The organism is Pseudomonas sp. 31 R 17 (assembly GCF_900004915.1).
Classification (GTDB): Bacteria; Pseudomonadota; Gammaproteobacteria; order Pseudomonadales; family Pseudomonadaceae; genus Aquipseudomonas; species Aquipseudomonas orientalis_A.
In genome coordinates, this window is record NZ_CVTN01000065.1 from 599,056 (window position 1) to 624,022 (window position 24,967).

The following is a 24,967-nucleotide window of genomic DNA, read 5'->3' on the forward strand; positions in this document are numbered from 1 at the left end:
TCAATTGACAAGCGGGGTCGGCTTTCCTAGGGTTCGCCCATTGTTTTTCACTCGATGACCTCATCATGACCGACGGCGACCGCATCAAACTCGAACCCAGCTGGAAACACGCTCTGCGCGAGGAGTTCGACAAGCCCTACATGGGCGCACTGCGCGAGTTTCTGCGCCAGGAACACGCCGCAGGCAAGGAGATCTATCCGCCGGGCCCGCTGATCTTCAACGCACTCAATTCCACGCCGCTGGACAAGGTCAAAGTGGTGATCCTCGGGCAGGACCCGTATCACGGCCCCGGCCAGGCCCATGGTTTGTGCTTCTCGGTGCAACCGGGCGTGCCGGCGCCACCCTCACTGGTCAATATCTATAAAGAGCTCAAGCGTGACCTGAATATCGACATCCCCAACCACGGCTACCTGCAAAGCTGGGCCGACCAGGGCGTGCTGATGCTCAACACCACCCTGACCGTGGAGCGCGCCAATGCCAACGCCCATGCCGGCAAGGGCTGGCAGTTTTTTACCGATCGGGTGATCGAGGTGGTCAGCGAGCACCAGCCGCATTTGGTGTTCCTGTTGTGGGGCGCCCATGCCCAGAGCAAGCAGAAGCTGATCGATGCCACCAAGCACCTGGTGCTGACCTCGGTGCATCCGTCGCCGTTGTCGGCGTATCGCGGGTTCCTCGGCTGCGGGCATTTCAGTCGCACCAACAAATTCCTTGAGCAGAACGGCGAGACGCCGATCAACTGGATGTTGCCGCCCGTTTGATACGATCGCGCGGTGGCGCATCGTTCTTTGCTTGACCCTCTCCCTGGCGTGTAAGTCCATCGGTCACGCCGGGTACCTGTTATATCTGACAGTATCCGCCGCACTTTTTTGCGCATTCAATAAGTAGCCAGACCTGAGCGTGCCGACCGCCTCGGTCGATTACCGATTGATTGTTCAAGGAGGCGTGGATATGTCTGATTCGAACTCACCCACACGACACCAGCACGCTCTGCGGCCGCGAACTCCAGGCGCAGATGACCCGACGATACTGGAACTGGACGCTCCCAATCCTTCCCAGGCATTGCCCCTGGAATGGGACGAAGCGGCCAGGACCTTACCGCTCAAGCTCCATGATCAGAACCTGGAGGTCACGATTGCGAAGGTCTGGCCATTCAATCTTCATGAGGAGGACATGGAGACGACGGTGGAATATCGTTGGGACGATGATCCGGTGCACACCTTTTATATTCACGGCCCATACGACCCTGACACGGTATTTCCGTTGGTGCAGTATCTACCCATGTCGATTCTGTCGAGCGGCGGTATCAGCCGTCTGACAGTCAGGGTCAGCGCGCCTTTGATCGGCGAAGCCGACTCATTTCCGACCTTGGTCAACGTCGATAAAACGCCGCCCAACGGTGGCAACCCTGGCCCGCAGTTGCAGATTGATGACGAGGCTCGTGATGAGCTTACCGATGACTATCTGGTCAGGCATGGAGGCTTGCCTGTCGAGCTGGCGCGTTGGTTCGATATGCGCATTGGGGATATGTGCCACTTCTTCTACGCAGATCTGCCAAATTTGGGCTTTGCAGGCACGCTGTTCATCACCAGAGCACACGTCCTCGGCGCGCCCATCCGGTACGTCATTCCCGAGGCGCACGTGCGTGCCAGTGGCCGGGGTGAAAGGTTCGCTTCCTGCCGGCTTGAAGACCGGGCTGGGAACGTCGGGCAGTTTTCCGACGAGATCACGCTCAAAGCCTCCCCGGTTGTTTTGCCGGATCTGCCACGCCCCTTTATCGAGTCGGCAGAACTGGACGGGTTAGTCACTCTGGAAGATGTCAGGCAGGGGTTGGCGGTCACCCTCGCGCGCATAGGTGAGGCAGAGGCGGGGGACGAGATTCATCCCTTCTGGAATACGCATGCCCTTGAAATCAAGCCGATTGGAGAAGTGCAGACGTGGCCGATTCCCGTGAGCGTGCCGTGGTCTATTGTTGCGGTGGGCGGTTTCTCGACGCGCTACCCATTGCGTGTGCGCTACGTTTATCAGCGAGGCACTGCCTCCAAGGATTCGCCGGACAGCTTCTATGAAGTCGATTTAAGGGTAGCCGGCCCTGACCCAAGCGGGCCTGAACCGATCAATCGCAAGTTGGCTCTTCCGATTGTGAAAGGCGTGACGGGCGACAATATACTGACCTCCGCTGACAGCCCGGGGCCCGTGCCTGTTGAAGTGCTCTTATTTGTAAACCCCACAGTGGGCGAACACCTGGAACTGTGCTGGAACAGCGATGACCGTATCGTTGCGAACTATGACGTGCAGCCGGGCGATAGTGCCGGGAAATTGATCACCTTATGGGTTTCGTGGGCAGTGGCATCTTCCATTGCCTTGGCCGAGGTCTATTACTGGACAGACAATGGAATAAACCGACAGCGCAGTCCTTCCGCTTCGGTACGGGTACGTCTTGATACGCTGACAGGGTTAAAAACTCCGCTATTACTCAATGACAACGAATTGGGCTTTATCGCATGCGGTACCAAGCCGGCACCTTATGAGGGCGTATATATCGGCATCCCCTGGCATGCGGTGCATTTCGAGCCTGGCGACTCCGTGCATTTATATTGGGCAAGTTACCCGACTACTAACGGTAGTGGTAAGCCGTTCCCAGGCAGTGACGTATCTTTTGAGCATGAACTGACCAGCGATGATCGCGACAGGGGCTATGCGCAAATTCGCATTTTGCCCTTCGACTTGATCACCGCGCCGGGATTGGTGCCGGGATTTGGCTCGGCGGTCGTGCAGTACCGATTGTTCAAGAGAACGGGGGACACAGGCCTGTCTCCCAGAAAACTTATCTATATTGACTTGAAAATAAGTGGCGGCGGAACTTGCCTGGGGCCACATGACGGCAGCGTATGAATGATGGTGTTTTATTAAAGGGGCGAAAGCCCCTTTTTTTATGCGGATGAAAGAGTCCTTTACAGGATGAAGGGTGAGTCGGGTCCAGAGGTTTAGATTGAATGGAATTAATAGTGTGGTTTTTTTTATGGGATGGCTATTAAAACACTGCCTAATTAATGCGTTCTAATTGGAAGCATATTTTGTATGAGTACGCAGCTGTCAAGTTTGACAGGCTGTGCCGTGTGGGAGAAGGGGGTTTAATTAACCGGTCAATCGTCTCGTGCGGCTGGCGATCAATGTGCACCGTCTCTTACTCAAAGGAGTTTGTAGCAATGGCTAAGTCGAACCCAAGCATCAGTCCATTAACGGAGCCTGTACCTCATGGGCTTGCGCCTCCCGCATCGCGAGCTGTGGACGACATTAGAGTCACCAATGCCCTGCCGGCCGTACCGGGTCTGCCGCCTAATCTGATGGAAACTATTGTCGCGCAAACCGTAGGGGTTAATATTGAGATTGAAATGTGGGAGGATACATTACCTTTTCCTGGCACTAACCCGGATGAATTACAGGTTTCTTTTAATGGTGTGCCCTACGGAAATCGCATCCAATTTTCCAAACCATTGGCGGACTTGACGTGGCCCTATGAAACAAACATCAAGGGCGACGATGTAGCCAATCACGGGGAGTATCGCTTAAGTTACGAGGTTTTTTTGGCGACAGGTGGTAATGAGCCGTCCGGCACCACGTTGGTGAACGTCGATACGGTTGGCCCTGCCGGCGGTCTTCTATTGGACGCAATCACCTTATTGGCGGGTGCAGTGGACGGGAAGGTTACGCTGAGTTCTCTGGCAGCCAATGGCGATCAGTTGACCTGCAGTGCCCCGGGGCGTTTGATTGCGCGTCCGCTCGATTCACTTCATATCTATAAAACTTATACGGATGCCGAGCCGATAAAAGTAATAACAAACTTACCGGTGGACACATTGCCCGTCGAATTTTCGCTGACCAAAGATGAAGTTGTCGTCGGCGGTACACGGTTAGATCGTATGGCGTTTCGTTATTTTGACTATTCAAAAAATTCAACCATTTATCCGCCAAAGCTGAGAGAAATTGAGTATATATTGACACCGCAACCGGAGAATTTGAGCGATCCGGCGGTACCGGCGGCGCCGTTGGATCTTCGGGACGCGCAATTGAAATTGGCAGAAGTGCATATTGTTGGCTATGACAATTTCAGACCCGGCCAGATCGTACAAATCGAACTCGATAGTGCCCTCGGTAGCCAGGTATTCCCGCATACATTGCTTACCGAGCCTACGCTCGCTGACCCCGCAAAAATTGAAATTCCCTGGCTCGTTCTCTTTGCGATCTATGGAATCACCGGGCCGGGCACTGCCAGCCTTCGCTACCGCGTGGTAGAGGGAGGGAACGCTTCAGCGTGGTCCAACACGATCACGGTGGCTGCGGACTTCAGCTCCGCTGCCGGACGCCCTGACGATCCGGGCCCGGTCAGGGATTACCTGCCGTTGGTCACCGTGACGTCCAGCGAGGGACTTACCAATGAAATCGGGCCTGGCGACACGGGTAACGCGACGGCTGAATTTGACGTGTATACGGGCGCGGTCGCGGGACACCAGCTTCAGTTTTACTGGGATGGTATACCGATTTACCCCAGCCCTCGTACCGTGACTCAGACGGACATAGACTCTGGAACATTCACCGTCATTGTTACTGCCGCCGTCATCGCACAAGGCGCAAACGGACTGGGCAAGAAGGTGTGGTACAGCCTGACGAATGGGGTTAACTCCAACGTGGACACCTCCCTGGCGACGCTGGTCGATGTGCTTGCCAGTGAGCTGCAGAACGTGACGGCGCCGGAGTTCCCCAAGTCTGTCAATGCAGGCGGCGGGATTCGCTCGATCAGTTGCAAACAGTTTGTCGAGCTTGGTATCGATACGAGCATTGTGGACACGGTCAACTTGAAACAGGGTGACACGATCAGGCGCTTCTGGACCCTTTACGGAGAAGGACTGGCGTCCACCAACAAGCTTGTCGAAGCGGAAATATTGCCGCCGATTGTCGTCGCGAATGATCATAGCCTGCCCGGCGGTGGGGAGTATTTCCTCGTGGATTTTGCCACTTATGTGCAACCGGCGATTTTGGGCCGTGTTGAATTCTATTACACAATACTCAAGGCTGACGGCGTCACACAGGGCAAGTCACCGACGACCGTGCTTTATGTGAGCCGGCGCAATGCCGATAACAGCGTTTGCGGCGCCCTGCCCGCTACTCCGTAAGGGCATCAATATACGAACCGTCATTGGCAGTACTGACGGTTCGTATCCTTCGCTCGTTGTAAATACCTATCCGCTCTAAACTTGCTACCTACGCATATTTAGGATTAGTCCTACGGTTACAGGGACTTTACCTACATGAACCTATCCGTCTGATACGTACCCTTGCCGCTTCTGAAAGCCTGAGTCGATGGTCCTTAAATCGCTTGGCTTGTTCAGTCACCGACTAGAGGTACTTATCATGATTACTGAAACAACATTTTGTCTTTCTCGCTTATCGCTGGCTATCAAAGTGATGGCTGCGATGCCCATGGCGTTCGTGGCCACACAGGCCAACGCAGTGAACATCAACCCAGGCCAGAACGTGGTGATAGACGGCTCCTCGCAGAATGATCGCTATGTCGTCAAAGAGGCGACCCTGACCTCCAATGGGGCGTCGATGGTGGGCGTCCAGGCGCATGACTCCACGTTCATCATGAATGGCGGCACGGTCAAAAATACCGCGGGCAAGGAAGTTGGCGTGGCGCTTTATGGCAGCAAGGGCACGCTGCGCGATGCTTCTGTATACAGCAGCGGGGCCGCAGGCATGATTGTCGGCACTCAATCGAATCGTGGCTCGACGGTGGAGGTGTCCGACAGCACGATAACCGGTGGCACAGATGGCATCCTGCTCAGCGGCTCCAGCACGTTGTTCTTGAACAACACTCAGGTCAGTGGTGCAAAAGCCGGCTTGAGCGCGTACGACGGGCAACTCACCACCCAGGGCGGCCGGATATACGGCGGCACGAACGGGATCGTGGCGTATCGCTTGCCCACGGTGGACAACCCCTCGGTGTTGAACCTCAACCAGACCGAGGTGGTGGGCGGCACAGGCGCCGCAATCCTGGTGGACTATCCCGGCGGCACCCAGATCAATATCAACGATGGCACCACCCTGGTCGGCGGTAATGGCAACATGCTCGAAATCGACCATGGCGGTGCAGCCGATGTGAATGTGTTCAACAGTGCGCTGAGCGGTAACGTTCAGGTCGGCAAAGACAGCGTCCTGGACTTGAAGATGGATGCCGCCTTCATGAATGGCGATATCGTCAACAGCGGCGGCACCGCCAACGTTGGTCTGAACAACGGCTCGGTGCTGACCGGGCGCCTGGACAATGTCGACAAACTGTCGGTCAACAGCGACGCCACCTGGGTGATGGTCGACGGGCAGCAGGCGCTCAATGCGCTGTCGATGAATGGCGGCAACGTCAAGTTCGGCGATTCGGGAGCCTTCTATAAGTTGGATGTGGACAACCTGTCCGGCACGGGCGGTACGTTCATCATGAAGGCCGATTTTGGCCAGATGACCGGTGACTTCCTGAATGTGACGGGCACCTCTTCCGGCGATCATCAACTGCTGATCGCCAGCACGGGAGCGGACCCGCTGTCCGAGCGCCTGCAAATGGTCCACACCGCCGACGGTGTCGCGAACTTCAGCCTCGTGGGCGGGCGGGTCGACCTCGGCACCTATTCGTATGACCTGGTGGCCGACAATCAAAACCATGACTGGTACCTCGACCCGGAGAACAAGGTCATCAGCCCCAGCACCAACTCCGTGTTGGCGCTGTTCAACGCGGCGCCAAGCGTCTTGTTGGGTGAAATGACTACCTTGCGCACGCGCATGGGTGAACTGCGTTTCAATGGTGGCCAGAGCGCCGGCTTGTGGACCCGCGCCTATGGCAACAAATATGAAGTGTCCAACGACAAGACAGGCCTGGGCTATAACCAGAGCCAGCGCGGGTTCACCCTGGGCGCGGATGCGCCGCTGGAGGCCGGCGACGGGCAATGGTTGATCGGTGTCATGGCCGGGCACAGCCAATCGGACCTGGACCTGAACCGGGGCAGCAAAGCGACCATCAACAGTTACTACATGGGTGGCTATGCAACCTGGCTGGACAGCGAGAGCGGCTTTTACTTCGACGGCGTGCTCAAGTTCAACCGCTTGCACAATGAATCCAACGTCGCCATGAGCGACGGCAAGAAAAGCAAAGGCAACTACACCCAGAATGCCACCGGCGCTTCGGCGGAATTCGGCCGGCATATCACACTGGATGATGGTTACTTCGTGGAACCCTATGGCCAGTTGTCGGCGGTGATCACCCAGGCCCAGAGCTATACGCTGGACAACGGCCTGAAAGCCAAGGGGGACCGCTCAAGTTCGGTCATCGGTGAAGTGGGGGTGACTGCCGGCAACAACATCCAACTCGACAGTGGCGGCATTCTGCAGCCCTACTTGAAGGCCGCCGTCAGCCATGAGTTCGACCAGAGCAACAAAGTGTTCGTCAATGACAACTCGTTCAACAACGACCTGTCGGGCTCACGGCTGAAGCTTGGCGCGGGTGTGGCGATGTCGGTCTCCCAGCAGTTGAGCGTGCATGCGGACCTGGAGCGCAGCGTGGGCAAGAATATCAAGCAGCCGTTGGGTATCAACGTCGGGTTGCGCTACGCATTCTAAGTAGCGCGGGTAACCTGGGCGGGCGCCGCCATGGCGTTGAAGGAGGTGCATTCCGTTCGTCGGTCAAGTTTCAAACCTGTCAGATATGACAGTAGGCGGTTATTTTTTTTTGACGCTAACTGGGTGGGCATTCTTTTATAAGGAGATTCCCATGGGTTATTCGTTGAAGAGCAAAATAATGCGGGCCGTACCTGGGGTGTTAGTGGCGGCAGGGGTGGCTGTGCTGCTCGCTGCCTGTTCCAGCAGTCCTGAAGAGATAGGCGTGGAGGGTTATCCAGGTGTGGACCCAGCCTGCACCAGTGCGGGCTACTTCAAAAGCGTCTCGCCGGGTTGGTATTACAGGTGCCTCTATCGCACAAGTATCCAGCGTTGGGAAAGGTATCCGTATCAATGCCCAGCCGGCCAGGAATTCAATCCAGCCAAACAGAAGTGCGAATAAAATAAATGATGCTTGAATAAGCCTCTCTTCCTTACGGCTGAGAGGCTTTTTTGTTTGCTGTACAAGGGCGCCGGGTGGCGTTGAAGTGCGTATTGGATAACGTCCGGGAACGTTCCGCGCAACATCGCCACTCGGCACCGTTTCTGAAAATGAAGCTATTTAAGTTCTTCCACGAAAATATCATCCAGTGAAAAATCTGCCGGTGAGTATGTGCTTTTGAAGTAGATACGTATCGGCAAGTACTGAGACGGTGCCCCGGTAGGCAACGCAAAGTCCAGTTGGTAGGTGTGCCAATTACCCTCGTGAACATAGACGAAGTTTTTTGACTGACTACCAAACTCAACGAACACCTGGGGTTGGTAAGGGGCCAGATCAACTTTCATTTTGAAGCTGATACGGTAGGTTTTGCCGCTTTTGATTAAAAAGGTTTTAATCACGCCCGGCGCCAGAGCCGTGCCGCTGGGCAGTTTTGCATACCAGTAATTATTGTTATTGAAGTTCCTGATCACGCCGAGCCCATTGATCAAATTGGCCCAGCCATTCCAGAAGGACACTTCAAAATCCGTGAAGTCAGAGAGGCGCAGCGCTTTGATGGAGTAAGTACTCGATGGAAAGGGCGTCGCGTCCGCTTCATATTTGCTGCGGGTATACCCCACTGCAGCCGTCACCTTAACCGTGCTGCCCTCCGGGAGTGCCGTGAACCAACCGATTTGCGCCGGCTCGCGAATAATCCCGCGTTCGGCCTGCTCTTGAGTGATGAGGTGGCCGTTAAGCAGCGTCAACGGTGTTGACGCATCCGTGCTATGGCATTTGAGCCAGATCGGTTGGTCTTTCGCGCTGAGCAGCCATTTTGCCAGGTCCACCCAGCAGTTGAAGGGGCTGACTGTATTAAGGTCTACGACTGAGCCCGATTTCAAACCGTTGAGTGTGGGCTGCGGCAGCGGATTGCCGCCCGGTATCTCATCGAAGCCCAGGACTCGCAGGTTCAATACCCTTGAGTCACGGGTGGGACCGTTGTTTGTTACGTGGTACTGAATGCGCAGAACGCTTGCGAGGTGGTAGGCCAGTACCCAGTTGGGAAACACAAATTGCACATAGCCTACACTTGGGTTGCCGTATTGAGGCTCAATGGTTGGCAGCGCGATACCGGGCCTGCCTATCAATTCCAGCTTGATGAGGTCCTTATCGGACATTGCAAACTGTACTCGAACGGTCACATTTGGCGTGCCGTCGGCAACCCTCGGATCAATCGTAGCGTTTTCGTCGTCCACGGGCGTGCTGTTGAAGACAAAAGGTGCGGGTAAATGCCGTAATGCGAAGACGCTCATAGGCACGGTTTTTGAAAAGCGCGTTGCAACGCCTGGGCGCGAGCGTTCGTAGAAAATATCCATATTTTGATTGGGCAGGATGTCCTGGCGCTTAAGGGTGAAGGGCAGCGGCCGGTCTTTCCAGGAGCCTGAGACATAGAAGGGTTGAGGTGCAGGGCTTACGACGTTGCCTTGCGCATAGAGGGTGATCGTATCCCTCTCTTTGATATCGCTATGGGCGTCGACCTCAATGTTGGCATCACCAGTGGATTGGTTCGCATCAAACACGTAACGAGGCGGCGGTGCCTCATGCACCGTCGGTTCGGGCAGTGCCGCCGTGGAGGCGCCTACATAAACCGTTGTGTCCGGGGATGGCCGTGTTCCCTCGCTATTCTGACGGGTATATGAGGCGGTCAGGCTGCCATCTGCCAACTTGGCAATATCACCGTCGGGGCCATTGATAATCGAGAACAGCACATTGCCTGTGCCCGCATTTTTGGATTCTTCGTGGTAGTAAAACTTGCCGTTAGGGTAGCGCCCCAACAGTTTCAGCGTGATGCGGTCAAAGAAGTCCTGTCCGTGATATTTAGGGATGTCGATGTTAACGATGAGGGTATCGGCAGGCAGTGTTCCATCGACAGCCTCCCTGAAAATCGGGGCGTGGAGCCCACCGGGAATGGCGGTGCCGATCACGCTGACCGGCGTGATGAGCGAGCCTCTATTCGGCGCGCCAAAGCGGACTCGCTCATAGCGAAGTCGAGCCTGGCCTCCGATCAACGGTACCAGGTCGCTGACCGGGCATGGGATCCTGAGCTGGCGCGTCGTGGTGGATGCCAGTGGAGGGGAACTGTAGGTTTTCCTCACCGTTTGCCCATCTGCCGTTCTGCCGGTGAGGGTCACCTTGATCACGTCGCCCAACGCGTAGCCGTTACGCGCGATGGGAACGATGATGGTCACGCTATCGCCACTGACCTCGTCGAGGTTGAGAATGTCTTCTGGCGCCTCATCGAAGAAACAATGGGGCAACAATGGCTCTGAACCATCGTTCAGGTATACCTCGAGGAATTCGGGCACCGACCAGCCATCCGAATAGTTTCCGCATTCGTCAATCACGTTCCACTCGACGACGTGAGCGCCGCTGCCGATCTGGTACCAATCGTCAAGGCGCAACCTGAAGACAAGGTCGTCATAGCCATCTGCTTCTGGCTGCGACACCGTGTGCTCGAACACGGCGTCGCCGATTTTCAGGCGAACACCATCGCGCACTGCTCGATAGGTGCGTGGTGACAATGAGGTATCGGCGGGGTAGTAGGGGACGCGAATGTCTATGCCGTTTCGGGCGTCCTCCTCTGTAACGCCAAGTTCGAGGAATTCCGGAGGAATGCTCGGCTTGGGCAGGTTCGTGTTTACAAAACTGTTTCCGTCCGGGTTGTCCCCGCCGGGTTTCACCTTATCGACCTTCAGCGCGAGCTTCCTTGTTTCCCCCACGGCATTGCCCAGGCGTGTCACCCTGATGAACACCGGGTAGACATTTGCGTCGGTGATCACACTTGGCGGTACGAACAGCACAATCAACTCAGCGTTATCCACTTCATGCGGGTGGATGGTGGTAGAGGCGACGGGATTGCTCAGGTTGCCAAAGAACAGTTCCACGAAATCCAGCGCTGCCATCTCCAGAAATGGCAGCAAGGCGATCAACAACCCCTCCTCATGCGATGTTATCGCGGCAAGATTGATACCGGCATCGACACCTTGCACCGGTTGGGTGCTTGCGGGGATGTACAGTGCCAAATCCTGGAGGGGAACCTTTTTGAAGGCTTGTGTTGAGTTCAGGGATACGTCGGACGGGCGTGGCACCAGGTAAAGAGGGTCGATGAACGTACGTCGCACTGGCGGTGGCTTTTGCGGGGGCAGCGTGTTTGAGTAGGGCGCCAGCAGTGAGCGGCCCTCCGGGAGGTGGATCAATTGCTGGTCTGGATTTCTGGAAAGCTCTTTGTCGTTATCCATGGTGGAACCCTCTGCAGTCAGTGAGGAACTCATGTCTACGGCCCAATTACTGAGTGGGAGTAGCTGCGCAGAGGTGTAGCGCGGAAGTCGGGGAGCAACCAGCTGTGAGAATTGACAGTGCCGACAAGTGGTAACGGCCCAAAGGCGGGCCATTACCGTTGCGCAGGATCAGGGTTGGCGGTTCCAGTGACGGAAAAGGGGTTCGGCGAGGAATAGGACGAACAGCAAGCGCATCACCTGCATGGCTGTCACCAACGGGACGGACAATTGCAGTGTTTCGGCGGTAAGGCTCATCTCGGCAATGCCGCCCGGCATCATGCCCAGGGTCAACGAGCGCAGATCCAGGTGCGTCAGTGCACTCAGGCCCACGGCCGCCAATGTCGCCAGTACCATGGTCAAGACTGTGCCGATCACAGTGCGGGCCATGAACGACGGCGCCCGGCGAAAAAACTGACGGTTGAAGTGACAGCCCAAACCGCTGCCGATCAGCCATTGGCCGATCTGGCTACCGCCATCGGGCAGCCCGATATGCAGGTCAAACACCACACTGGCCGTTGCACTCACCAGCAATGGCCCGAACAACCAGGGGTTCGGCTGACGCAAGCGCTGCCAGCCCCAGGCTACCAGCGCGCCGATCGGAAACAACATCAACAGCCAGGGCCAGCTCACCGGTGCCGGATGAAACTGCGGCGCGCCGCCGCCCAACACATACTTGAAAATCGCCGGTACGCACAGCACCACCAGCAGCACACGCAAACTCTGGCCGGCGGCAACACGGCTAAGCACCGCGCCGTTTCGCGCGCCGAGGTTGACCATCTCGCCGGACCCGCCCGGCATGCTGGAGAAAAACGCGGTGGCGCGATCTTCGCCACTGCGGCGCATCAGCCACACACTGACCACACTCGACAGGCTGGTGACCAGCGCGCCGAAAAAGATCAGCCCGAAGTGACTCATCACTTGCTCGATCACCACCGGTGTGAAGTGCAGGCCGATGCCGATGCCCACCACCCATTGGCCGCATTTGCGCCCGCCGGGGATTTCCGCCAACTGCCACGGCGTCAGGCAGCGCACCAGGATGATCGCCAGCAACGAGCCGACCATGTAGGGCAAAGGCCAGCCGACGAGGCTGGCCAGGTAACCGCCGGCCAGGCCGACCAGCGGTGTTCCCCACCAATGTTTGAAGGTGACCTCAGACATCGGCCACGGCACGACGCTGCAGGGCGCGTTTGCGGTAGATGCGCACCAGCGGGAACATCAGCATCAGTGCGGTCAGTACCCACACGCCAAAGGTGATCGGGCTCGACCAGAGGATTTCCAGTGCGCCGTTGGAGATCGACAGCGCGCGGCGCAGGTTCTGTTCCATCAGGCCGCCGAGGATAAAGCCCAGCAATACCGGCGACAGCGGGAAGTCCAGCTTGCGCAGGATGTAGCCGAAGATGCCGATCCCGACCATCAGGAACAGGTCGAACGTGGTGGCGTGAACCGCGTACACACCGATCGCGGTAATGATGGCGATCACCGGCACCAGCGCCCAGTTCGGCACGGCGAGGATACGGGTGAAGATGCGGATCATCGGGATGTTGAGGATCACCAGCATGATGTTGGCGATAAACAACGACGCGATCAGGCCCCAGACAATGTCCGGTTGCTGTTGGAACAGCAGCGGGCCGGGCGTGATGTTGTACAGCGACAGGGCGCCAATCATCACGGCGGTGGTGCCCGAGCCGGGAACGCCCAGGGTCAGCATCGGCACCAGGGCGCCGCAGGCGGAGGCGCCGATCGCGGTTTCCGGGGCGGCCAGGCCACGCATGTCGCCCTGGCCGAATTTGCCGCTGGCACCGGCCAGGCGTTTTTCGGTCATGTAGGCCACGGCGGACGCCAGGGTTGCACCGGCACCCGGCAACACGCCCATGATGAAACCGAGCAAGCCGCAGCGGATGTTAACCACGAACACCGCACCGGCTTCCTTGAGGTTGAACATCATGCGCCCGGTGGCCTTGACCGCTTCCTGGCCACGGTGGGTTTTTTCCAGCAGCAACAGGATCTCGCTGATGGAGAACAGGCCCAGCACCAGCACCACAAACTGGATGCCATCGGTGAGGTGGATGTTGTCGCCGGTAAAGCGGTACACGCCGCTGTTGGCATCGATGCCCACCGCCGAGAGGAACAGGCCGATCAGCGCCGCCACAAAGGTCTTCAGCGGCTTGTCACCGGCCATGCCGCCCAGGCACACAATCGCGAACACCATCAGTACGAAGTACTCCGCCGGACCGAAGGCAATCGCCCATTTGGCCAGCAGCGGTGCGAACAGCACCATGCCGCAGGTGGCGATAAAGGCACCGATGAACGAACTCCAGGCCGACAACGACAGTGCCACGCCGGCCAAGCCTTTGCGGGCCATCGGGTAGCCATCAAGGGTGGTCATTACGGTGGAGGCTTCGCCCGGAATATTGAGCAGGATCGAGCTGATGCGACCGCCGTATTCGCAGCCCAGGTACACCGCCGCGAGCAGGATCAACGCCGACTCGGGTGGCAGGCCCAGGGCGAATGCGATGGGGATCAACAGCGCCACGCCGTTGATCGGGCCCAGGCCCGGCAACAGGCCGACCACGGTGCCGATCAGCGTGCCGCACAACGCGGTGATCAGGTTGTACGGGCTCAGCGCGACGCCGAAACCCTGGCCCAAATAGCCAAAAGTATCCATATCAGTTCTCCAGAACGTCGAGCAGGCCGAGGGGCAGCGGCACATCCATGGCTTTATCGAACAGCAGGTACAGGCCGATAGCCATGAGGCCAACGATCACCACGCTGGGCATCCAGCGGCCGCCATACAGGCGCGCCATCGGGATGCCGATCAACATGCTGCTGAGGATGAAGCCCAGGGATTCGAAGGTGGCGGCGAACACGAGCAACAGCGCCACGCAAATGCCTATCTTGATCAGGGTGTCGCGGTCCAGCGCCGGGTCTTCTTCGGTGTGTTTGGTGGGCTGCGGGCGAAACAGCATGTAGATCAGCGCCAGGCTCATCAGCCCGAGCATCAGCAGCGGGTAGGCGCGCGGTCCGACCGGCTCGTAGGAAAATGCCGCCTGATACGGCCAGGCCATCAGGGCGAGGCCGGCGCAGGCCAGCAACAGCACGGCGGCGAAAATGCGTTGTAAGAGCATAGAAAACTCCAAGGCCCCTCTTGCAGGAGCGAGCTTGCTCGCGAAAAACGTCAACGATAACGCGTGCTGTCTGGACGCACGTGGATGTCCTTGGGTTCTTCGCGAGCAAGCTCGCTCCTACAGGGCCATTACACAAAAGAGGGGGCGTTTACTGGATCAGGCCGAACTCTTTGGCCAGCACTTTGTAGTCAGCCACCTGTTTCTTCACGTAGGTGTCCAGCTCCGGGCCGGTCATGGCGAAGGGGAACAGCTCGCGCTGGTCACGCAGCTTGGCGAAGTCGTCGGAGGCCAGCAGTTTGTCGAACGCCTCTTTCCACCAGGCGTAGTCGGCATCGCTGACTTTTGGCCCGAGGTAGAAACCGCGCACCACAGGCCAGACGATGTCGTAGCCTTGCTCCTTGGCGGTCGGGATGTCTTTCATTTCCGGCTCGTCCAGGCGCTGCTCGGAGAACACCGCCAACAGGCGCATGTCACCGCTGAGGATGTGCGGCATGGAGTCGGAGATATCGGTACTGCCCACCTGAATGTGGCCACCGAGCAACGCGGTGGCGATTTCGCCGCCGCCTTCGAGTGCGACGTAACGCAGCTCGCGCGGGTTGATCCCGGCCGCCTTGGCGATCAGTGCGGTTTGCATCCAGTCCTGGCTGCCGACCGTGCCGCCCGAACCTATCACCACGCTGCCTGGATCTTTCTTCAAGGCTTTTACGAGATCGTCGAGAGACTTGTAGGGCGAATCACTTTTCACCGCGATAGCACCGTAGCTGGTACCCACTGCTGCGAGCCAGCGCACGGCGCTTTCATCGAAACGACCGAACTTGCCCTGGGCCAGGTTCAGCAACGAACCGCTGGACCAGGCCACCAGGGTGCCGGCATCCGCAGGGCGCTGGGCAACCACCGCGTTGTAGGCCACGGCGCCCACGCCGCCTGGCATGTAGGTCACACGCATTGGCTTGCTCAAGAGCTTCTGGTTGACCAGCGCGCTTTGCGCCAGTTTGCAGGTCAGGTCGAAACCACCGCCAGGGGAGGCCGGGGCGATGCATTCAGGGCGCTTGGGTTCATCGGCGGCCAGCAGGTGGCCGGCAAACAGCATGCAGCCGGCGGCGAGGGCGAGCTTACGTAGGGGGAACGTCATGTGTGTCTCCATTTATTGTTCTTATTTGGCGAAAACGCTTCGAGGCGTTTTTCGGGTGCTATCGCTCAATAGCTTGGCAGTCGTAACCTGCCGTCGCCCGATGCTAACCGGCGAAGCTTTCAGTATCCTTTCAACTGCCTTTCACGGTTTTCGGGCTTCACAGGGCAGTCGGCGCCTGTAAACTGCCTCGCAAAGCGTGGCGCCGACCACCCCGAATAAGGTAGAAATCCATGCGCGTCCTCCTGGTTGAAGACCATTTGCAACTTGCCGAAAGTGTCGCCCAGGCGCTCAAGAGCACGGGGTTGACCGTCGACGTACTGCACGATGGCGTGGCCGCGGACCTGGCCCTGAGCAGTGAGGAATACGCCGCGGTGATCCTCGATGTGGGGCTGCCGCGCATGGACGGTTTCGAAGTGCTGGCACGCTTGCGCGCCCGTGGAAAAAATGTACCGGTGTTGATGCTGACGGCCCGCAGCGATGTAAAGGACCGCGTGCATGGCTTGAACCTGGGCGCTGACGATTATCTGGCCAAACCGTTTGAACTGACGGAACTCGAAGCGCGGGTCAAGGCGCTGCTGCGGCGCAGCGTGTTGGGCGGCGAGCGCCAGCAGGCGTGCGGCGTGCTGGTGTACGACCTCGATACGCGGCGCTTCACGGTCGGTGGTGAATTGATGACCCTGACCTCTCGTGAGCAAGCCGTGCTTGAAGCACTCATTGCCCGGCCTGGTCGGGTGATGAGCAAGGAGCAACTGGCCTCCCAGGTGTTCGGTCTCGACGAAGAAGCCAGCCCCGACGCCATCGAGATCTACGTGCACCGCCTGCGCAAGAAGCTCGATGGCCAGCCCATCGCCATTGTCACCTTCCGTGGCCTCGGCTACCTGCTGGAAGCCCGCGATGCATAAGCCCCGCAGCCTGCGCTGGCGCCTGCTGTGGAACCTTGCGCTGTTGCTGGTGCTGCTGATGCTCGCCAGCGGCATGAGCGCCTACTGGAACGGTCGCGAAGCCGCCGACACCGCCTACGACCGCACGTTGCTGGCCTCGGCGCGCACCATTGCCGCCGGCTTGACCCAGGTGGACGGCACGCTCAGCGCCAATGTGCCTTACGTGGCCCTGGATACCTTCGCCTACGACAGTGCCGGGCGTATTTATTACCAGGTCAACGACATCCACAAGCAGCTGATTTCCGGTTATGAAAACCTGCCCGGGCCGCCACCCGGCACCCCGCGCACTGACGATTACCCGGCCCTGGCGCGGTTCTACGACGCTGTGTATCAGGGCCAGCCGGTGCGCGTGGTGAGCCTGCTCAAGGCTGTCTCCGAGCCGAACATGAATGGCATGGCGGAGGTGCGTGTGGCGGAAACCGACGAAGCCCGTGTCGCCATGGCGCGCAGCCTGATGGCCGACACCTTGTTGCGCCTGGGCATGCTTGCCATTGGTGCGTTGCTGCTGGTGTGGTTTGCCGTCAGCGCGGCCTTGCGCCCGTTGGAACGCCTGCGCACGGCGGTGGAAGAGCGCCAGCCCGACGACCTGCGGCCCTTGCCGCTGGTGGAGGTGCAGGATGAGTTCGGCCCGCTGGTGCGCTCCCTCAATCATTTCACCGAACGCCTGCGCGGCCAGTTCGAACGCCAGGCGCAGTTTATTGCCGACGCCGCCCACGAGTTGCGCACGCCGCTGGCCGCGCTCAAGGCCCGCCTGGAACTCGGCCTGCGCGCCGAAGAGCCGGCCACGTGGCGCAGCACCCTGGAAACCGCCGCCCAGGGCACCGACCGTCTCACTCACCTGGCTAATCAGTTGTTGTCCCTGGCCCGCATTGAAAACGGTGCCCGGGCCATTGCCGAAGGCGGCGCGCAGTTGCTCGACCTCAGTCAACTGGCCCGTGAGCTGGGCATGGCCATGGCGCCGCTGGCCCATGCGCGCGGCGTTGCCCTGGCGCTGGAGGCGGACGAACCGGTGTGGCTGCGTGGCGAACCGACGCTGCTCAACGAGTTGCTGAGCAACCTGGTGGACAACGCATTGGCCCACACCCCACCGGGTGGCAACGTGATTTTACGGGTGACGGCGCCGGCGGTGCTGGAAGTCGAGGACGATGGCCCGGGTATCCCGCTGGAGGAGCGGGACCGGGTGTTCGAACGATTTTATCGACGCAGTCAGCAGGGTATGGGGTCCGGCCTGGGGCTGGCGATTGTCGGCGAGATCTGCCGTGCGCATCTGGCGCAGATCAGCCTGCATGATGGCGCGTCGGCGGGCTTGAAAGTGCGAGTGAGCTTTATTGCCGGCGATCAATAGAACATCGAGCGTGCTTCATGCAGCTCAAGGTGCAGTTTCTCGCTGGAGGGGTCGAGCCGCAGTTTTTTCATCGCCGGCACGCTCGCCATGTCGACTTTCGCCAATGGATGTTCCGTGTTGTGGTGACAGAACAGCACGGCGACCTGCACCAGGTCGATGTAATCGAGCGGGCCGCCTTCGCGTTCCAGGTTCAGGTACTGGCCCGGCAGTTTTGCCAGCATTTCCGGGAAGTCCCAGCCACTGAGCAACTTGTCGCCCAGTATCGGATGGATGCTGTCGATCACGTGGTTAAGGCTGACCGGATCGGACAGCAACTCGTAATGGTCTTCGGCGTAGGTGAGGATCGGCAGCACGCCAATCTGGTGCACCAGGCCACCCAGGGCTGCCTGGTCCGGCTTGAGCTGGCTGTGCCGGCGACACAAGGCATAGCTGACGCCGGCTACTTCAAGGCTGCGGCGCCACACATCGCGCATTTTCTGTTCCACCACCTCGGAGCGGGCGTGGAAGATCTGTTCCATGACCAGGCCGATGGCCAGGTTGCTGCTGTAATTGGTGCCGAGCCGCGTGATGGCGGTGTGCAGGTCGGTGACTTCCTGAGTCGCCCTCAGCAACGGGCTGTTGACCACTTTGATCAGGCGCGCCGACAGGGCCGTATCACGACCGATTACCTTGCTCAAGTGGCTGATGCTGATCTCCGGGTCTTCGGCGGCCTGACGAATCTTCATGGCCACCTCCGGTAATGTCGGCAGAACCAGGTCATCGTTGTCGATGGCCTTCACCAAAGCCTGTTGGACTTTTTCCGCCAGCTGGTTCATTCATGCTCTCTAGGGTGTCGCAAAAAAAGTGCAGCGATCAACGCTGGATCTCGCGATCGCGATCCAGCGCGTAGGGCAGGTCGAGCAACTGCAGGCCAGGGCCTTCCAGGCTGCCTAAACGGATGTCGCCATTGTCGGCAGCTTCGGCTTGCAGCACGGCGAGAAGTTCAATTGACTGGTCAGCTTTTGCCGCGATGACCACTTCGCCGATCGAACTGTTATGGCTGGGAGCAAACAGTGCGGTGCCCGGCTCGGGCAATTGGGCCGCAACCAGGCTCAGGCGGTACAGGCGGCGTTTGAGTTTGCCGAGGTACTGCATGCGCGCGACGATTTCCTGGCCGGTATAGCAGCCTTTCTTGAAGCTGACCCCGCCCACGGCTTGCAGATTGAGCATCTGCGGGATGAACAGTTCGCGGGTCTGCGGCATCACCTGGCCGATGCCGGCGCGAATCTGGCCCAGCAACCATTCGTTCAGCTCGGCTTGCGGCAGGGTGGCCGCCAATTGGCTGTGCAGGCTCTCGGCGTGTTCGGCGGGTGCCCAGAGTTCAGCGCGGCCCGGCGATACACGGATGGCGATCAGCGTCTCGGTGCGCACCACGCTGTCGGTCTCCACCGGTAACGTCAGGCCCAGGGCGGATAAGGCCTGATCGGCATGCGCCAGGCCAAAACGCATCCACGCGGCGCTTTCATCGGTGAGTTTGGATTTGGAGAATACTGCGTATTTCTTCAGGTCCGCCAGTTGCGGTTCGAGCAGTTCGCCGGCCATGGCCAGGAGCACGCCGTCACCTTGTAACAGGATGCGAAAACTGGATTGCATCCGGCCTTTTTGCGTGCAGCGCGCACCCAGGCTGGCCTGGGTGTCACTCAGGTAATTGAGGTTGCAGGTCAACTGGCCCTGCAGGAACTTGGCAGCGTCAGCACCGCGGACGGCAAGAACGCCTTCGTGGGTCAGGGAGCAGAAGAAAGCAGAGTCGGCCATGGGTCATCGCAGGTTAAAAAGTCATGGGTGCATCATAGAGGGGCGCCCGGCAAATGCATAGTTTCCATGGGGCGCGACCAAAGCCGACTGGTCCGGTGCCGTCGGGCCTGTATACTTGCGCTCTATTTGAGGAGCGTTCCATGGTCGAAGATGTAGAAATCAATCGCCTCTACTGGCACAGCCGTCGTGGCATGCTGGAATTGGACGTGTTGCTGGTGCCTTTCACCAAAGAAGTCTACGCAACGCTCAACCAGGTGGATCGCGAACTTTACGTGCGACTGCTGACATGCGAAGACCAGGACATGTTCGGCTGGTTCATGGAGCGCGCCGAATCGGAAGATCCGGAGCTGCAGCGCATGGTTCGGATGATCCTGGACCGTGTCCAGCCCAAGTAACCGTTTTGAATGCCGCTGGCAGGCCTCACGGCTGTTGCTGGCGGCGTATCTGTTCGCCCAGCTGTTCGCGCTGGGTGCCTGCCTGGTGGTCGACCTGCCTTTTGCCTCCCTTGGCCTGCTGGTGTGCCTGGCCCACGCCGCGTGGGTGTTGCCGCGACATATCCTGCTGACTCATCGCTCGTCGATTCGCGGCCTGCGCCGCGATGACGATGGCTGGCAATTGTTCAGCGCCGAGCGCGGCTGGCACAGCGTGCAACTGCGGCCCGACAGCCTGGCGCTGCCGCTGGTGGTGGTGCTGCGTTATCGCGTGCAGGGTGAGCGGTGGGTGCGCTCCCTTTGTGTGCCTCGCGACTCGCAGAGCGCCGATATGCATCGGCGCCTGCGCGTACGCTTGAAGTTCAGTCGCCGTAGGTGGCTGGCACCAGAATAGTGTCGCGGGCCTCGGGCAGCATCTGCGGGTAGTCCAGGGTGTAATGCAGGCCCCGGCTTTCCTTGCGCTCCATGGCCGAGCGAATCATCAGCTCGGCGACTTGAGCCAGGTTGCGCAGTTCGATCAGGTCGCGGCTGACTTTATAGTTGCTGTAGAACTCGTCGATCTCGTCCAGCAGCAAACGCACCCGGTGCTGTGCCCGTTGCAGGCGCTTGTTGGTGCGCACGATCCCCACGTAGTCCCACATGAAGCGCCGCAGCTCGTCCCAGTTGTGCGCGATGATCACGTCTTCGTCCGAATCCGTCACCTGGCTGGCATCCCAGCTGGGCAGGGCGGCCGGTACCGGGATGCGCGGCAGTTGTTCAAGGATGTCCGCCGCTGCCGAGCGCGCGTACACGAAGCATTCGAGCAGCGAGTTGCTGGCCATGCGGTTGGCGCCGTGCAGGCCGGTGAAGCTGGTTTCGCCGATGGCGTACAGGCCGGGCACGTCGGTGCGGCCATGCTGATCGACCATCACGCCGCCGCAGGTGTAATGCGCGGCAGGCACCACCGGGATCGGGCCTTTGGTGATGTCGATGTTGAAGGTCAGGCAACGTTCATAGACGGTGGGAAAGTGCGTCTTGATGAAGGCCTCCGGTTTGTGGCTGATGTCCAGGTAGACGCAGTCGATACCCAGGCGCTTCATTTCATGGTCAATGGCGCGGGCGACGATGTCGCGCGGCGCCAGTTCGGCGCGTGGGTCGAAGCGCTGCATGAAGCGTTCGCCATTGGGCAGCTTCAAGTGCGCACCTTCGCCGCGCAAAGCCTCGGTGATCAGGAAACTCTTGGCCTGGGGGTGATACAGGCACGTGGGGTGGAACTGGTTGAATTCCAGGTTCGCCACTCGGCAGCCCGAGCGCCAGGCCATGGCGATGCCGTCGCCGCAGGCGCCGTCAGGGTTGCTGGTATAGAGGTAGACCTTGGCTGCGCCGCCCGAGGCAAGGATGGTGAAGCGTGCGCCATAGGTGTCGACTTCACCGCTGGCGCGGTTCAGTACATAGGCCCCGAGGCAGCGCTCGCCGGCAAGGCCCAGGCGTTTTTCGGTAATCAGGTCGACGGCGACGCGCTGCTCCAGCAATTCGATATTGGGCCGTTGGCGGGCCTGGTCGAGCAGCGTCCTGAAGATGGCGGCGCCGGTGGCATCGGCGGCGTGGATGATGCGGCGGTGGCTGTGGCCGCCTTCACGGGTCAGGTGGAACTCGAATCCACCGTCGTCGTTGCCTGCATGCTCATCGCGCGTGAAGGGCACCCCCTGGTCGATCAACCATTGAATGGCTTCCCGGCTATGCTCGACCGTGAAGCGCACCGCGTCTTCATTGCACAGGCCGCCGCCGGCATTGAGGGTGTCTTCGACATGGGATTGGACGGTGTCGGTGTCGTCCAGCACGGCCGCGACGCCGCCTTGCGCCCAGAATGTCGAACCGTTGGCCAGGTCGCCCTTGCTCAGTACGGCAATGCGCAGATGGCCGGGGAGGGTCAGCGCCAGGCTCAAGCCGGCGGCACCGCTGCCGATCACCAGGACATCGTGTTGAAACTGTTGGCTCATTGAATGGATTCCGCAAAAAGCGATCCGGAGAGGAGGCGCAAGCAGGACGCCTGGATCGGCGAATCAAAGGGGCACACAGGCCACTAGTATATAGAGGGGTGGAGCGGCACAATAGCCAGGCATTCGTGGCATTGTGAGATTACGGTGCACAGCTTCGGTTTCACAGCCAGTCAGCGAGCGGGAACTTTTTGCATGGGCCCCGACTCAATAGCAGGTTGCCCGAAAGCTGGGAAGACGTTGTGTTTATTGGCCCGTCGGGAGCATTGGACGCGTCAGAAGACCGACGACAAGATTATTCGCGCAGCCGGCGTTGCCTGAGCTGCGTTTTTCGTGTGTGCCAAATCAGTGCGTGCCGGAAACTTGCTTGAAGGGGGAGAACTTTTGCGAAAAGCCCGAGTCTATGTTTGCAAGCCTGATCGTTTAGTTATGCAAGCCTCCTTCGAGTACAACGAGGAGTGTTCATGCTAACCCAGGAAGAGGATCAGCAGCTGGTCGAGCGCGTACAACGCGGCGACAAGCGCGCATTTGATCTGCTGGTGCTGAAATATCAGCACAAAATTCTCGGGTTGATCGTGCGGTTTGTGCACGACACCCATGAAGCGCAGGACGTTGCACAGGAAGCCTTTATCAAGGCATACCGTGCACTGGGCAATTTTCGCGGTGATAGCGCGTTTTATACGTGGCTGTACCGCATCGCCATCAACACGGCGAAGAACTATCTGGTGTCTCGCGGTCGCCGCCCACCAGACAGTGATGTCAGTTCAGAAGATGCTGAATTCTATGATGGTGATCACGGCCTCAAAGATCTCGAGTCGCCGGAGCGTGCTTTGCTGCGCGACGAGATCGAGGGAACCGTTCATCGAACGATTCAGCAACTGCCAGAAGATTTGCGTACGGCGTTAACTTTACGTGAATTCGATGGTCTGAGTTACGAAGACATTGCGAGCGTCATGCAATGTCCGGTGGGGACTGTAAGGTCACGGATTTTCCGGGCCCGGGAAGCCATCGACAAAGCCTTGCAACCGTTGTTGCAGGAAAACTAAAGACAGCGGCGACAGCCAAGAGAGGAACCGCCATGAGTCGTGATGCCCTGCAGGAATCGCTGTCCGCAGTGATGGATAACGAAGCGGATGAACTGGAACTTCGTCGAGTGCTCAACGCATTTGATGATGCCCAAACCCGTGATACCTGGTCTCGTTACCAAGTCGCTCGGGCGGTGATGCACAAGGATCTTCTAATCCCTCGTCTGGATATTGCTGCGGCCGTTTCTGCCGCGTTGGCCGATGAAGCCGTTCCGGCAAAAGCTGCTCGTGGTCCATGGCGTAGCCTGGGTCGTCTGGCAGTCGCTGCTTCGGTGACCGTCGCCGTACTGGCCGGTGTTCGTCTGTACAACCAGGACGAAATCGCAGGTGCCGAACTGGCCCAGCAGACTCAGCAACCGGTCATGGCCGGTCCGCAAGTCAAAGGCCCGGCTGTACTGGCTGGCTACAAGGAAAGCTCTGACACCGCCGGTCCTATGGCTAACGGTGTGCTTCAAGGGCAATCCGGCTGGCAGGATCAGCGCCTACCAGGCTACCTGCGCCAACATGCACAGGAAGCAGCTGGCAAGAACGCTGAAAGTGCCCTGCCATACGCTCGCGCAGCAAGCCTGGAAAACCGCTGAACCGTTAAGGAGCCCTATGCGCGCCATACCGCTCCTTACGCTTTTGCTCAGTAGTTGGTTTGCACTACCCGCCCACGCCGATGAAGCCCAAGACTGGCTGACTCGACTTGGGCGTGCAGAGCGGCAGCAAAGCTTTCAAGGTACGTTCATCTATGAGCGTAACGGCAGTTTTTCTACCCACGACATCTGGCATCTCGTCCAGAACGGTCAGGTCTGGGAGCGTCTGTTGCAGCTCGATGGTTCTGCCCAGGAAGTGGTACGGGTAGAAGGGCATGCACAGTGCGTCAGCGGCACACTTGTGGCCGGCCTGGGCAGTTCCCGTGACGCCGCGGCACATTCGCTGGACCCACAAAAACTCAGTCAATTCTATGATCTGGCCGTCATCGGCAAATCTCGCGTGGCCGGTCGTAATGCGGTTATCGTGTCGATTACTCCGCGTGACCATGACCGCTATGGCTTCGAGCTGCACCTGGACCGTGAAACTGCATTGCCCCTCAAGTCGCTGTTGCTCAGTGAGCAAGGGCAACTGCTGGAGCGCTTTCAGTTTGTGCGATTGAATACCTCCGCACCACCCACTGAGCATGATTTGCAGCCCAGCAGCGATTGCACCCCGGTCGCGATCGACCATGGCAACGCCATGCAAGCGCCTGCCTCGAATGCGTGGCACCTGGATTGGCTGCCAGCTGGCTTTGAGCTGACGCGGAATGCATCGCGCAAAGACCCTCAGACAAAATCCACCATCGACAGCCTGATGTATGACGATGGGCTTGCACGTTTTTCGGTGTTTCTCGAAACCACCAACGGTGCGAGCGTGTCGCAGACGCGTACTCAGCTTGGGCCTACGGTTGCGGTGTCCCGGCATTTGAATACGGTGGACGGCGAGATAATGGTGACGGTGGTGGGGGAAATCCCGATCGGCACCGCCGAGCGCGTCGCATTGTCGGTTCGCGGTGAAAAGACCGCAGCCAAACCGTGAGTCGTTAATCCAGTGTTCATCCTGATCTTTCACTCTGCCCCCATGCCAGGGTGCCTGCCGAGAGCATGAAATGTCTGGATCAGCATTTTCACTTGCAAAAAATCCTTATGTTTTTTATAGGTCAGGG

Annotated in this window: 20 protein-coding genes; 12 read left to right on the forward strand and 8 right to left on the reverse strand. The window is 58.9% G+C overall.

What is annotated here, in order from left to right:
* Positions 1 to 65: 65 nt before the first annotated feature.
* The 5 genes from ung (at position 66) to BFP89_RS14960 (ending at position 8,101) form a co-directional block, all read left to right on the forward strand.
* On the forward strand, positions 66 to 758 hold the full coding sequence (gene ung / locus BFP89_RS14940) for a uracil-DNA glycosylase (RefSeq protein WP_065886219.1): 693 nt from the start codon (positions 66 to 68) through the stop codon (positions 756 to 758).
* 190 nt (positions 759 to 948) lie between these two features.
* Positions 949 to 2,892 (forward strand): hypothetical protein, encoded by a 1,944-nt coding sequence (locus BFP89_RS14945; protein WP_065886220.1) that lies wholly within the window; start codon positions 949 to 951, stop codon positions 2,890 to 2,892.
* A gap of 314 nt (positions 2,893 to 3,206) precedes the next feature.
* Entirely contained in the window at positions 3,207 to 5,171 is a 1,965-nt protein-coding gene (locus BFP89_RS14950) for a hypothetical protein (protein WP_065886221.1), read from the forward strand.
* A gap of 292 nt (positions 5,172 to 5,463) precedes the next feature.
* Positions 5,464 to 7,662, forward strand: a complete 2,199-nt coding sequence (locus tag BFP89_RS14955; RefSeq protein WP_242527088.1) for an autotransporter outer membrane beta-barrel domain-containing protein — start codon at positions 5,464 to 5,466, stop codon at positions 7,660 to 7,662.
* 151 nt (positions 7,663 to 7,813) lie between these two features.
* The gene (locus BFP89_RS14960) at positions 7,814 to 8,101 is read left to right on the forward strand and encodes a chitin-binding domain-containing protein (RefSeq protein WP_065886223.1); all 288 of its coding nucleotides are present in this window, start codon (positions 7,814 to 7,816) and stop codon (positions 8,099 to 8,101) included.
* Positions 8,102 to 8,256: 155 nt separating this feature from the next.
* Here the strand turns inward: BFP89_RS14960 and BFP89_RS14965 are convergent, their stop codons facing one another.
* From BFP89_RS14965 to BFP89_RS14985, 5 genes are all read right to left on the reverse strand, one after another.
* Entirely contained in the window at positions 8,257 to 11,415 is a 3,159-nt protein-coding gene (locus tag BFP89_RS14965; protein ID WP_065886224.1) for a hypothetical protein, read from the reverse strand.
* 168 nt (positions 11,416 to 11,583) lie between these two features.
* On the reverse strand, positions 11,584 to 12,612 hold the full coding sequence (locus tag BFP89_RS14970) for an AbrB family transcriptional regulator (protein ID WP_065886456.1): 1,029 nt from the start codon (positions 12,610 to 12,612) through the stop codon (positions 11,584 to 11,586).
* Positions 12,605 to 14,119, reverse strand: a complete 1,515-nt coding sequence (locus tag BFP89_RS14975) for a tripartite tricarboxylate transporter permease (protein ID WP_065886225.1) — start codon at positions 14,117 to 14,119, stop codon at positions 12,605 to 12,607. The genes BFP89_RS14970 and BFP89_RS14975 overlap by 8 nt, the downstream gene beginning before the upstream one ends.
* A gap of 1 nt (position 14,120) precedes the next feature.
* On the reverse strand, positions 14,121 to 14,579 hold the full coding sequence (locus BFP89_RS14980) for a tripartite tricarboxylate transporter TctB family protein (RefSeq protein ID WP_065886226.1): 459 nt from the start codon (positions 14,577 to 14,579) through the stop codon (positions 14,121 to 14,123).
* A 148-nt stretch (positions 14,580 to 14,727) separates the two neighbouring features.
* Positions 14,728 to 15,711 (reverse strand): Bug family tripartite tricarboxylate transporter substrate binding protein, encoded by a 984-nt coding sequence (locus BFP89_RS14985; RefSeq protein ID WP_065886227.1) that lies wholly within the window; start codon positions 15,709 to 15,711, stop codon positions 14,728 to 14,730.
* 230 nt (positions 15,712 to 15,941) lie between these two features.
* Between BFP89_RS14985 and BFP89_RS14990 the strand changes: the two genes are divergently transcribed.
* Together BFP89_RS14990 and BFP89_RS14995 are read left to right on the forward strand one after the other, a co-directional pair.
* Entirely contained in the window at positions 15,942 to 16,613 is a 672-nt protein-coding gene (locus BFP89_RS14990) for a response regulator (RefSeq protein WP_057723066.1), read from the forward strand.
* Positions 16,606 to 17,997, forward strand: coding sequence for a sensor histidine kinase (locus tag BFP89_RS14995; protein ID WP_065886228.1), 1,392 nt, complete (start codon positions 16,606 to 16,608; stop codon positions 17,995 to 17,997). The genes BFP89_RS14990 and BFP89_RS14995 overlap by 8 nt, the downstream gene beginning before the upstream one ends.
* On the opposite strand, the gene BFP89_RS15000 is transcribed toward BFP89_RS14995, so the two are convergent.
* On the reverse strand, positions 17,991 to 18,812 hold the full coding sequence (locus tag BFP89_RS15000) for an HDOD domain-containing protein (RefSeq protein ID WP_065886229.1): 822 nt from the start codon (positions 18,810 to 18,812) through the stop codon (positions 17,991 to 17,993). The two genes, BFP89_RS14995 and BFP89_RS15000, sit on opposite strands and share 7 nt — an antisense overlap.
* A gap of 37 nt (positions 18,813 to 18,849) precedes the next feature.
* Positions 18,850 to 19,791 carry a CAF17-like 4Fe-4S cluster assembly/insertion protein YgfZ gene (locus tag BFP89_RS15005; protein WP_065886230.1) on the reverse strand — a complete coding sequence of 314 codons (942 nt, stop codon included), beginning with the start codon at positions 19,789 to 19,791 and terminating at the stop codon, positions 18,850 to 18,852.
* Positions 19,792 to 19,931: 140 nt separating this feature from the next.
* On the opposite strand from BFP89_RS15005, the gene BFP89_RS15010 reads away from it, so the two are divergent.
* Entirely contained in the window at positions 19,932 to 20,186 is a 255-nt protein-coding gene (locus BFP89_RS15010; RefSeq protein WP_065886231.1) for an FAD assembly factor SdhE, read from the forward strand.
* Positions 20,170 to 20,616: a protein YgfX gene (locus BFP89_RS15015; RefSeq protein WP_065886232.1), complete on the forward strand. Its 447-nt coding sequence runs from the start codon at positions 20,170 to 20,172 to the stop codon at positions 20,614 to 20,616. Before BFP89_RS15010 ends, BFP89_RS15015 begins: the two co-directional genes overlap by 17 nt.
* Here the strand turns inward: BFP89_RS15015 and nadB are convergent.
* Entirely contained in the window at positions 20,585 to 22,201 is a 1,617-nt protein-coding gene (gene nadB / locus BFP89_RS15020) for an L-aspartate oxidase (protein ID WP_065886233.1), read from the reverse strand. The genes BFP89_RS15015 and nadB overlap by 32 nt on opposite strands.
* Positions 22,202 to 22,662: 461 nt before the next feature.
* Here nadB and rpoE point away from each other — a divergent pair, with 461 nt between their 5' ends.
* From rpoE to BFP89_RS15035, 3 genes are read left to right on the forward strand one after another with little or no spacing between them, the layout of a single operon-like run.
* Entirely contained in the window at positions 22,663 to 23,244 is a 582-nt protein-coding gene (rpoE, locus tag BFP89_RS15025) for an RNA polymerase sigma factor RpoE (RefSeq protein ID WP_003172477.1), read from the forward strand.
* 32 nt (positions 23,245 to 23,276) lie between these two features.
* On the forward strand, positions 23,277 to 23,864 hold the full coding sequence (locus BFP89_RS15030; RefSeq protein ID WP_057723059.1) for a sigma-E factor negative regulatory protein: 588 nt from the start codon (positions 23,277 to 23,279) through the stop codon (positions 23,862 to 23,864).
* Positions 23,865 to 23,880: 16 nt separating this feature from the next.
* Entirely contained in the window at positions 23,881 to 24,840 is a 960-nt protein-coding gene (locus BFP89_RS15035; protein WP_065886234.1) for a MucB/RseB C-terminal domain-containing protein, read from the forward strand.
* The last annotated feature ends 127 nt before the right edge of the window (positions 24,841 to 24,967 follow it).

Coding starts and splice junctions, on each gene's coding strand:
- BFP89_RS15030 (WP_057723059.1), top strand. CDS start 23,277: ATGAGTCGTGATGCCCTGCAGGAATCGCTGTCCGCAGTGATGGATAAC.
- BFP89_RS14995 (WP_065886228.1), top strand. CDS start 16,606: ATGCATAAGCCCCGCAGCCTGCGCTGGCGCCTGCTGTGGAACCTTGCG.
- BFP89_RS15010 (WP_065886231.1), top strand. CDS start 19,932: ATGGTCGAAGATGTAGAAATCAATCGCCTCTACTGGCACAGCCGTCGT.
- BFP89_RS15005 (WP_065886230.1), bottom strand. CDS start 19,791: ATGGCCGACTCTGCTTTCTTCTGCTCCCTGACCCACGAAGGCGTTCTT.
- BFP89_RS14960 (WP_065886223.1), top strand. CDS start 7,814: ATGGGTTATTCGTTGAAGAGCAAAATAATGCGGGCCGTACCTGGGGTG.
- BFP89_RS14985 (WP_065886227.1), bottom strand. CDS start 15,711: ATGACGTTCCCCCTACGTAAGCTCGCCCTCGCCGCCGGCTGCATGCTG.
- nadB (WP_065886233.1), bottom strand. CDS start 22,201: ATGAGCCAACAGTTTCAACACGATGTCCTGGTGATCGGCAGCGGTGCC.
- BFP89_RS14970 (WP_065886456.1), bottom strand. CDS start 12,612: ATGTCTGAGGTCACCTTCAAACATTGGTGGGGAACACCGCTGGTCGGC.
- BFP89_RS14955 (WP_242527088.1), top strand. CDS start 5,464: ATGGCTGCGATGCCCATGGCGTTCGTGGCCACACAGGCCAACGCAGTG.
- BFP89_RS14965 (WP_065886224.1), bottom strand. CDS start 11,415: ATGGATAACGACAAAGAGCTTTCCAGAAATCCAGACCAGCAATTGATC.
- BFP89_RS14945 (WP_065886220.1), top strand. CDS start 949: ATGTCTGATTCGAACTCACCCACACGACACCAGCACGCTCTGCGGCCG.
- BFP89_RS14975 (WP_065886225.1), bottom strand. CDS start 14,119: ATGGATACTTTTGGCTATTTGGGCCAGGGTTTCGGCGTCGCGCTGAGC.
- BFP89_RS15000 (WP_065886229.1), bottom strand. CDS start 18,812: ATGAACCAGCTGGCGGAAAAAGTCCAACAGGCTTTGGTGAAGGCCATC.
- BFP89_RS15035 (WP_065886234.1), top strand. CDS start 23,881: ATGCGCGCCATACCGCTCCTTACGCTTTTGCTCAGTAGTTGGTTTGCA.
- BFP89_RS14990 (WP_057723066.1), top strand. CDS start 15,942: ATGCGCGTCCTCCTGGTTGAAGACCATTTGCAACTTGCCGAAAGTGTC.
- BFP89_RS14950 (WP_065886221.1), top strand. CDS start 3,207: ATGGCTAAGTCGAACCCAAGCATCAGTCCATTAACGGAGCCTGTACCT.
- BFP89_RS14980 (WP_065886226.1), bottom strand. CDS start 14,579: ATGCTCTTACAACGCATTTTCGCCGCCGTGCTGTTGCTGGCCTGCGCC.
- rpoE (WP_003172477.1), top strand. CDS start 22,663: ATGCTAACCCAGGAAGAGGATCAGCAGCTGGTCGAGCGCGTACAACGC.
- ung (WP_065886219.1), top strand. CDS start 66: ATGACCGACGGCGACCGCATCAAACTCGAACCCAGCTGGAAACACGCT.